Source organism: Pseudomonas sp. G11-1 (assembly GCF_024031555.1).
Classification (GTDB): domain Bacteria; phylum Pseudomonadota; class Gammaproteobacteria; order Pseudomonadales; family Pseudomonadaceae; genus Halopseudomonas; species Halopseudomonas bauzanensis.
In genome coordinates this window covers 95,363-104,741 of sequence record NZ_QEYQ01000008.1, presented here as the reverse complement: position 1 = coordinate 104,741, position 9,379 = coordinate 95,363, and the positions used below count along the sequence as shown (strand labels likewise).

Below are 9,379 nucleotides of genomic sequence, written 5' to 3'. Positions count from 1 at the left end.
TGGGGACTCCCCATGTGAGAGTAGGTCATCGTCAAGCTTCAAATAAGAAACCCCGCCAACTGGCGGGGTTTTTTTATGCCTGAATCGCCACCTGTCTGCGCACCTTGTGCCTTGTGCTACGAGTTCGCGCCTGGTGATGGGAGCGGCCTTGGCCGCGATGGGCTGGCCGACAAGCTCACATAATGCTCTTATGCCTTATTGTTTTATGTGCTAAGTAAAACGGTCTAATTGAAATATTGTTATATAGAACTAGCTTGGTTATTCTCTTTGGCCTGATTAATGACAGCAGTAATTGCCTGGAGGATGTATGGCCACTCACCGTTCCCTGTTCAAACGAGCCAGCCGTTGGGGTGGCGCCTTGGTGATGAGTGCCGGTTTGTCCATGGGGCACGTCCAGGCGGCGGATCAGACTCTGCTCAACTCCTCCTACGATATTGCTCGAGAGCTGTTCTCTGCTTACAACGAGCTGTTCGCCGAGCAATGGGAGAAGGAGACCGGCAAGACTGTGGAGGTCAGACAGTCGCATGCGGGCTCTTCACGCCAGGCTCAAGCGATCATCCAGGGCCTGCGGGCAGATGTGGTGACCTACAACCAGGTAACCGATGTCGATATCCTGCATGAGCGCGGTAATCTGATTCCGGAGGATTGGCGGGATCGTCTGCCCAATGCCAGCTCGCCGTATTACTCGACCATGGCGTTCCTGGTGCGCAAGGGAAACCCGAAGAACATTCAGAACTGGGATGATCTGACCAGAGACGATGTCAGTTCGGTGCTGCCCAACCCGAAAACGTCGGGTAATGGGCGTTACACCTATCTGGCGGCGCTGGGTTATGCACAAAAAACCTATGGCGACGATCAAGCTGCTATCGACAACTTCCTGCGTACGTTCCTGGGTAACGTGGCAGTATTCGACACCGGCGGACGTGGCGCGACTACCACCTTCGTGGAGCGTGGTATCGGCGACGTTCTGCTGACCTTCGAGTCCGAAGTCAACAATATTGCTGCACAGAACGACGGATACGAAGTCGTGGTGCCGAAAATCAGTTTCCTGGCCGAGTTCCCCGTGACCTGGATCGACAAGAGCGTCAAGCACAACGGTACCGAAGAGCTGGCAAAAGCCTATCTGGAAGGGCTGTATTCTGAAGATGCGCAGCGCCTGATCGCCGGCTTCTACAACCGGGTGCACAACGAGAAGGTGAAAGCCGAGTTCGCTGACCAATTCCCGGAAGTTGAACTGTTGCCCGTCGAAGAGATTGGCGGCAGCTGGGGAAATGTGATGAAGGAACATTTCGCCAGTGGTGGTAAACTGGATCAACTCCAGCGTCGGTAAAACAATCTTCACATGAATCGATCTCTCTCCGGCCTGTTGCCGGGTCGTTCCAGCCAACCCGGCAAGCGTGTCTTGCCGGGTTTTGCTTTGAGCCTTGGCGTTTCGCTGTTCTTCATCAGTATCGTCCTGCTGCTGCCACTCACTGGCCTGATCATGCAGACCGCAGATATGGGCTGGGAGCGGTACTGGGCGGTGGTGACTGATGAGCGGGTAATCGCCTCCTATAAGGTCACTCTCTGGGCCGCTGCCTTGGCATCGATAATCAATGGTCTGGTCGGCTTGCTGCTGGCCTGGGTGTTGGTGCGCTACGACTTCCCCGGCAAACGCATCATGGATGCGCTCATCGATCTGCCGTTCGCGTTACCGACGGCGGTGGCGGGGATTACCCTGACTGCGCTTTTCGCCGCAGATGGTTGGTACGGCCAGATTTTCTCCCTGTTCGATATCAAGGTCGCCTTTACCCCGTTGGGTATCATCGTGGCGATGTCTTTCACCAGCCTGCCGTTCGTGGTGCGCACGGTGCAGCCGGTGCTGGAAGATCTGGCTCCGGAAGATGAGGAGGCTGCGGTCAGTCTGGGGGCAACGGACTGGACGGTGTTTCGCCGGATTCTGTTTCCCGCCATGTGGCCGGCGCTGATGACCGGCGTGGCGCTTTCGTTTACCCGGAGCCTTGGAGAGTTCGGCGCGGTGATCTTCATTGCCGGTAACATGCCCTATGTCAGCGAGATCATCAGCTTGATGATCTTCGTACGGCTGCAGGAGTTCGATCACGCGGCCGCCAGCGCCATTGCCTCGGTGGTGCTCATAGCCTCGCTGATCCTGTTGCTGGGCATCAACCTTTGGCAGGCGCGCTATCTGCGCCGGCTGCACGGACGGTGAGCGCCATGCACGAACGCAAGACAATGCGCGCCGGTGATCAGCCCTGGGTGAAGTGGTCGTTGATCGCCCTGGCTTTCGCGGTAACCATGCTGATGCTGGTGATCCCGTTGGTGATCATCTTCAAGCAGGCCTTCGCCGCCGGTGGGGCAAACTACTGGGCCAACCTGACTGACACCTATACGATGCACGCGATCGGGCTGACGTTGCTGGTGGCTGCGCTGACAGTCCCGATCAACCTGGTCTTTGGCGTCATGCTGGCCTGGCTGGTGACACGCTTCGACTTCCCCGGCCGCAAGGTATTGATCACCTTGATCGATATACCCTTCGCAGTGTCGCCAGTGGTAGCCGGTCTGCTGTACCTGCTGCTGTATGGCAGCAACGGTTGGCTGGGTAGTTGGCTGATGGATCAGGATGTGCAGTTGATGTTTTCCTGGCCAGGCATTGTGATGGTAACGGTCTTCGTGACCTGTCCCTTCGTGGCCAGGGAGCTGATCCCGCTCATGCAGCAGCAGGGTCGCGAGGAAGAAGAGGCCGGCGTGGTGTTGGGTGCCACCGGCTGGCAGCTGTTTCGCCGAATCACGTTGCCGAATATCCAATGGGCACTGCTCTACGGGGTGGTGTTGACCAATGCCCGGGCGGTGGGTGAATTTGGTGCGGTCTCGGTCGTGTCGGGCAACATTCGCGGCGAGACCAACACCCTGTCGCTGCATGTCGAGCTGCTATACCAGGATTACAACGTGGTCGGTGCTTTTGCCAGTGCGTCGCTGCTGGCAGGTATCGCGCTGATCACCATAGTCGTGAAAAGTTTTGTGGAGTGGCGTCAGGCCCGGCAGCGCGCCCCTCTCGATGATCAATCGGATAATCGCTGATGAGTATTTCCATCGAAGGTATTACCAAGCATTTTGGCTCCTTTCAGGCGCTGAAGGATGTGTCGCTGGATATCCCGGATGGCCAGCTGGTCGGGCTGCTCGGACCGTCCGGCTCGGGCAAGACGACGCTGCTGCGGATCATTGCCGGTCTGGAAACAGCCGACGGCGGACGGATCCTGTTCCATGGCGAAGACGTTACCGGCTTGCATGTGCGCGAACGCAAGGTTGGCTTCGTGTTCCAGCACTATGCCTTGTTTCGGCACATGACGGTGGCCCAGAACGTAGCTTTCGGTCTTGAAGTGATGCCTGCGAAGGAAAGACCGCCGGCGGCGGAGATTCGCAAACGCGTCGATATGCTGCTGGAAATGGTTCAACTAGGGCAACTGGCGGACCGGTTCCCGGCCCAGCTGTCCGGTGGGCAGAAACAGCGGATCGCGCTGGCCCGCGCGCTGTCGATGAAGCCGCAGATCCTGCTGTTGGATGAGCCCTTCGGTGCGTTGGATGCCAAGGTTCGCAAGGATCTGCGCCGCTGGTTGCGCGCCCTGCATTCGGAGTTTCATTTCACCAGTGTCTTCGTTACCCATGACCAGGAGGAAGCGCTGGAGCTATCCGATCAGGTCGCGGTGATGAGCGCCGGACGCATCGAGCAGGTGGATCGGCCGCAGCAGTTGTATGCCGAGCCGAGCAGCCAGTTCGTATTCGATTTTCTCGGTCATGTGAATGTGTTCGCCGGCCAGCAGAACGGTACGCTGCTTAATCAGGATGACGCCTGGGTTCGGCTGCCTGTCGGCGCGGCGGAGCGGGTGGGGCAGACGGCGCAGCTGTACATGCGCCCGCACGAATTAACCCTCCAGAGTGCGCCAGCAGCCCATGCCCATCTTCCGCTGTGCATCGAGTCGATCAGCCTGGTCGGCGCCGAGGTGCGGCTGGAATTGTCTGCCCGCGGTTGGGCGACGGCGGAGCATTGGGAAGTCGGCATAACCCACACCCAGTTCAATAGCTGGCAACCGGCCCGGGGCGACCACTGCTTCGCTGTGCCGCGGGTGGCCCATGTCTTCCAGGCTGAAGGGCAGGCGCCGGAAACGATCCGCTGGCAAAGCGGGGAGCTGGATGATCCTGCGGCGATGATCTGATATCAGCGTGACATTAAGCGAAGCGGTGATTTATTATCCCGAAGCTACGGAAACGTAGACAAAGGGAACGGCTGCCATGCAGGCGGCTATATAAGAACAGTAGGGAGTTAGTTCATGTTGCGTAAATCATTGCTTGCCGTATTGGTATCCGGTGTCATGGTGTCTGGCCTTCAGGCTGCAGAGATTCAATCTAATGGCTATCTGTTTGGCAATATTGGCCAAGCGGATGCAGACACACCCGATTTTGTTCGCGGCCTGGATAGTGAGCTCGGTGCTATCGCTAACGACGCTGGTCTGATCTTCGGTTCGGATTATGACGGGAAAGACTCGGCCTTCAAGATAGGCGCGGGTATTCAATTGAACCGCTATGTCGGTCTGGAATTTCAATATATTGATCTCGGTACAGCCAGCTATAAAGCGGAGCTCAGCGACGGGTTCGATACATTGAGCGCCAAGATCGATGGCGACACCGATGGCTTTGGTGCCAACGTGGTTGGCACGTTGCCTCTGGACCGCTTCAAGCTGTTCGGCAAGGTGGGCTACCACCAGCTGAAAACGGAAGCTAAGCAAAAGGTTTCAATGGCAGGCGTTGGTTCCCTGACGGAAAGCGATTCGACTACCGAGTGGGTTACTTCCTTCGGTGTAGGCGCATCCTACGCCTTCACTCCCCAAATCGAACTGGTTGCGGAATACGAGCAGTATCGTGATGTTGCCGATGAATATGATGTCGACTTCGGCTCCATCGGCCTACGCTACAATTTCTGATCCCACCAGCCCGGGCCGCTCTGGCCCGGGCTGCTTTCGCAACAAGCAGTAGCGACCCTGATCGATCCCCAGCCAAATTTTCTCGAAGCACTGCCCCCTTTGCACTATAATCGCCCGTTTGCGTAATTGCCTGGTTCGACCGGGCGGATTCGAGGGCCATGACACCGTGATCAAGACGCCGTATTACCTGATCGACAAGATCAAGCTGCAGCGCAACATGGAAAAGATCGCCTATGTGCGCGAACACTCTGGAGCCAAGGCATTGTTGGCGCTCAAGTGCTTCGCTACCTGGTCGGTTTTCGACCTGATGCAGGAGTACATGGACGGCACGACCTCCTCTTCGCTGTATGAAGTCAAGCTGGGCAAGCTCAAGTTCGCCGGTGAGACCCATGCCTACAGCGTGGCCTACGCCGATGATGAGATTGCCGAGGTCCTGGCCCATTCAGACAAGATCATCTTCAATTCCATCAGCCAGTTGCAGCGTTTCGCCGATGCTTCGGCCAGCCACACCCGTGGTTTGCGGCTCAATCCGCAGGTCAGCAGTTCCGACTGGTTGATTGCCGACCCGGCGCGGCCTTTCAGCCGACTGGGCGAGTGGGATGCGCAGAAGGTGGAGCAGGTGATCGACCAGATCTCCGGTTTCATGATCCACAACAATTGCGAAAACAGTGACTTTGACCTGTTCGACAGCATGTTGCGGCAGATCGAGGAGCGCTTCGGTGATCTGTTGAAGCGAGTCCAGTGGGTCAGCCTGGGTGGTGGTATCCACTTCACTGGCGAAGGCTATCCATTGGACAAGTTCTGCGCCCGTCTGAAACAGTTCGCCGAGCAATATGGGGTTCAGGTCTATCTGGAGCCGGGCGAGGCTGCCATTACCATGAGCACCTCGCTGGAAGTTTCGGTGCTGGACACCCTGTATAACGGCAAGCAACTGGCGGTGGTCGACAGCTCGATCGAAGCGCACATGCTGGACCTGCTGATCTACCGTCAGTCGGCGCGCATGGAGCCCTGTGACGGCCCCCATGAGTACATGGTCTGCGGCAAGTCCTGTCTGGCCGGCGATATCTTCGGTGAGTTCCGGTTCGACAAGCCGCTGCAGATCGGTGATCGGCTGTCCTTCATCGATGCGGCCGGTTACACAATGGTAAAGAAGAATTGGTTCAATGGCGTGAAAATGCCATCCATCGCCGTTCGCCAACTGAACGGTGAGGTTGAACTGGTACGTGAGTTTGGATTCGAAGATTTTGCGAGTGCCCTCTCCTGAGGTCATGAATTAGCCCAAGGAGGCGTTCAGAGGAAGAGAAATGAAGAGAAACGTTCTGATTATTGGTGCCGGAGGGGTGGCCCAGGTCGTCGCGCATAAATGTGCGCAGCATAATGACGTGCTGGGAGACATCCACATCGCCTCGCGTACTGTCGAGAAGTGTCAGCAGATCGTCGACAGTGTGCGAGAAAAGGGCAGCCTCAAAACTGCCGGTGAATTGCAAGCCCATGCCCTGGATGCGCTCGATATCGAGGCAACCAAGGCACTGATTGCCAAGACACAGTCGCAACTGGTCATCAATGTTGGATCGGCCTTCATCAACATGTCGGTGCTGCAGGCCTGCATCGAGACGGGTGCCGCCTATCTGGACACCGCGATCCATGAAGATCCGGAAAAAATCTGCGAGACGCCGCCGTGGTATGCCAACTATGAATGGAAACGTCGCGAGCTGTGCGAAGCGAATAACGTGACCGCCATTCTCGGCGTCGGCTTTGATCCAGGTGTGGTCAACGCCTACGCGGCTATTGCGGTGAACGAGTATTTCGACAGCGTCAGCGATATCGACATCATTGACATCAACGCCGGCAGCCACGGACATTATTTCGCGACCAACTTCGATCCCGAGATCAACTTCCGTGAATTTACCGGGCAGGTCTGGTCATGGCAGAACAGCCAGTGGACCAGCAACCAGATGTTCGAGGTCAAGCGTACGGATGACCTGCCGGTGGTCGGCGAGCAGACCAGCTACATGACCGGTCATGACGAGCTGCACTCGCTGTCGAAGAACCTCGACGTGCCCAACATCCGCTTTTGGATGGGGTTTGGCGAGCATTACATCAATGTTTTCACCGTACTGAAGAACCTCGGTCTGCTGTCCGAGCAGCCCGTTACCACCGCTGAAGGTCTGGAAGTGGTGCCGCTGAAGGTGGTCAAGGCGGTATTGCCTGATCCGTCTTCCCTGGCGCCGAACTACCAGGGCAAGACCTGCATTGGCGATCTGGTCAAAGGCAAGAAGGACGGCGCTGACAAGGAAGTGTTCATCTACAACGTCGCCGACCATGCCGAGGCGTACCAGGAAGTGGGCAGCCAGGGTATTTCCTACACTGCCGGTGTGCCGCCAGTGGCTGCTGCCATCCTGATCGCCCAGGGTAAGTGGGATGTGCAGAAGATGGTCAACGTCGAAGAGCTGGACTGCAAGCCCTTCATCAACCTGCTCAACGAGATGGGTCTGCCGACCCGTATCAAGGACGAGCAGGGCGATCGCGCGCTGAGCTTCTGAGTTCACCGCCAATAAAAACCCCGGTCTGACCGGGGTTTTTTTATGTCATTCCATTCCCCAGCGCGCCTGCTGGATCTCCATCAGGCTGCCATCCAGATCCTTGGCGATGCCAACGATCTCGCCCTCAAGTCCCGGGTCGTCCGTCACGTCGGGCGCCTGCAACAGCTCCCCGCCAGCGCGCTCCACGGCCTCGGCAAAAGCCACCGGGGCGATGCTGCGGATCTCCATTTTCACCGGATTGTCCCGGTAGTTATGCGCGCCGCCGTTGGTCCAGTTCATCAGCACCAGCGCCGAGCCGCCGTACCCCTGCAATATGTACTCGTTATACATGCCAGGGATGGGTAGATACAGCAGTTGGCGAAAGCCCAGCTCATCTACATAGAAGGCCCGAGCCGCTTCCAGGTCGCTGACACCGATGCCGAAGGCGCCGAAGTAGGAATGCTCCGCTGCGGGGTCGGCAACCAGTTCGATCAGGTTATTGTGCAGATCGCGACCGAAGCCGACGGTCACGCCCAGGGCCGGGTCGCGGGTAGGTGGCAGGGTGATACGTCCACCCGCTGCCTGGAATGATGCCACATAACTCTCCATATCCCTGGTGTAGAACACCAGCTTGCCAGGATTCTGCCGGAGGTTGCGTGGCACGCCGTCAGTGAAAGCCATCAGCACCAGGTTCGAGCCGGTCGCATCGGCAGACTCCATTACGGTTTCTTCCCGATTCTCCCGGGTGCGCCGAGCCACCACGCGCATTCCCAATCCGTTGCTGAAGAAGTCCTCCGCTGCCTGCAGATCCTCGACACCGATGGCCGCTGCGCCCAGGTAGGAGCGGAGCGATTGGCGGAGTTCTATCAGGGTACCGTCATGATCGGTGGCGTAGCCGACCAGGGCCTGGTTCAGATCCGGCTCGGTGGAGGCCGCCGGCTCATGCTGGATATCGGCATCAGCTTCTGCCAGCCGATCAGCCAGCAGCCTCGGGTCGGCGGTCGCGAGCTGCAGTTTCACCGGATTGTCCTGATAATTCGGGTCGCTACCGTTGGTCCAGTGCATCAACACCAATGCCGAGCCGCCTGGTACCGGCGAGAGCAGGGTGTATTCATCATAAAGGCCGGGTACCTGCAGAAACGCCTGTTCCTGCAAGCCGATGGCATCGGTATAGAGCGCGTGGGCATGCTGCAGATGACTGACACCAATACCGACAGCCGCCAGGAAGGAGTCCGTGACGCTGGGCACACCCACTATTTCAATCAGATTGTTATCCGGGTCGCGGCCGAAGCCGACCAGGGTGCCGTCATATTCCGGCAGTGCCGCAGGCGGAGCGGTTATACGGCCACCGGCACTCTCGAAGCGGCTGGCAAAGGCAGTGGCATCATGCACGTAGAACACCAGCTTGCCGGGGTTTTGTTGGTAGTTCCGGCCGACCCCGTCTGTGAACTCCATCAACAGAATATGGGAGCCGCGGCGATCGGCCGACTCCATTACTACCTCGATACGGTCATCGCGCGTCAGTCTCTGGACTTCGCGCATGCCCAGGCCGTTGCGATAGAAATCGACCGCGGCATCCAGGTCGCTTACACCGATACCTACCGCTTCCAGATACGTCGCCGTGGACGTTGGCGGCGGGGGCTCTGCTGGATGGGTGGGTGAGGCGTCGTTATCTGATCCGCCACCACCCAGACAGGCTGTCAGCAGCAATGGCAACAGCAGAGCAGTCAGCCATCTGCAAGGGTTGGGTTGATGCATGTTGATTCCTTGTTGTTGTTTTAAAAATGAACATTCATTCATTGGTTGCGCACGATAGCTCAATATGAGCTATGCGCCAATACCAGCGGACGGGAAATTATTCAGCGCCCGGCCGATGCGGTA

8 protein-coding genes are annotated in these 9,379 nt (G+C 57.8%); 7 read left to right on the top strand and 1 reads right to left on the bottom strand.

Annotated elements, in window-relative coordinates:
• Positions 1-307 precede the first annotated feature (307 nt).
• From cysP to DHB74_RS16545, 7 genes are all read left to right on the top strand, one after another.
• Positions 308-1,330 (top strand): thiosulfate ABC transporter substrate-binding protein CysP, encoded by a 1,023-nt coding sequence (gene cysP / locus DHB74_RS16575; RefSeq protein WP_499162079.1) that lies wholly within the window; start codon positions 308-310, stop codon positions 1,328-1,330.
• A gap of 12 nt (positions 1,331-1,342) precedes the next feature.
• Positions 1,343-2,209 carry a sulfate/thiosulfate ABC transporter permease CysT gene (gene cysT, locus DHB74_RS16570; protein ID WP_036993248.1) on the top strand — a complete coding sequence of 289 codons (867 nt, stop codon included), beginning with the start codon at positions 1,343-1,345 and terminating at the stop codon, positions 2,207-2,209.
• Between the two features lie 5 nt (positions 2,210-2,214).
• Positions 2,215-3,078: a sulfate ABC transporter permease subunit CysW gene (gene cysW, locus DHB74_RS16565; protein ID WP_499162077.1), complete on the top strand. Its 864-nt coding sequence runs from the start codon at positions 2,215-2,217 to the stop codon at positions 3,076-3,078.
• The gene (locus tag DHB74_RS16560; protein WP_036993246.1) at positions 3,078-4,211 is read left to right on the top strand and encodes a sulfate/molybdate ABC transporter ATP-binding protein; all 1,134 of its coding nucleotides are present in this window, start codon (positions 3,078-3,080) and stop codon (positions 4,209-4,211) included. Before cysW ends, DHB74_RS16560 begins: the two co-directional genes overlap by 1 nt.
• 114 nt (positions 4,212-4,325) lie before the next feature.
• Complete coding sequence (locus DHB74_RS16555; protein WP_036993245.1) at positions 4,326-4,976, top strand: porin family protein; 651 nt, start codon at positions 4,326-4,328, stop codon at positions 4,974-4,976.
• A gap of 166 nt (positions 4,977-5,142) precedes the next feature.
• Complete coding sequence (gene nspC, locus DHB74_RS16550) at positions 5,143-6,240, top strand: carboxynorspermidine decarboxylase (protein WP_036993243.1); 1,098 nt, start codon at positions 5,143-5,145, stop codon at positions 6,238-6,240.
• A gap of 40 nt (positions 6,241-6,280) precedes the next feature.
• Positions 6,281-7,519 carry a saccharopine dehydrogenase family protein gene (locus DHB74_RS16545; protein WP_036993242.1) on the top strand — a complete coding sequence of 413 codons (1,239 nt, stop codon included), beginning with the start codon at positions 6,281-6,283 and terminating at the stop codon, positions 7,517-7,519.
• A 45-nt stretch (positions 7,520-7,564) separates the two neighbouring features.
• Here the strand turns inward: DHB74_RS16545 and DHB74_RS16540 are convergent, their stop codons facing one another.
• Positions 7,565-9,256 carry a VOC family protein gene (locus DHB74_RS16540; RefSeq protein WP_036993240.1) on the bottom strand — a complete coding sequence of 564 codons (1,692 nt, stop codon included), beginning with the start codon at positions 9,254-9,256 and terminating at the stop codon, positions 7,565-7,567.
• Positions 9,257-9,379 lie beyond the last annotated feature (123 nt).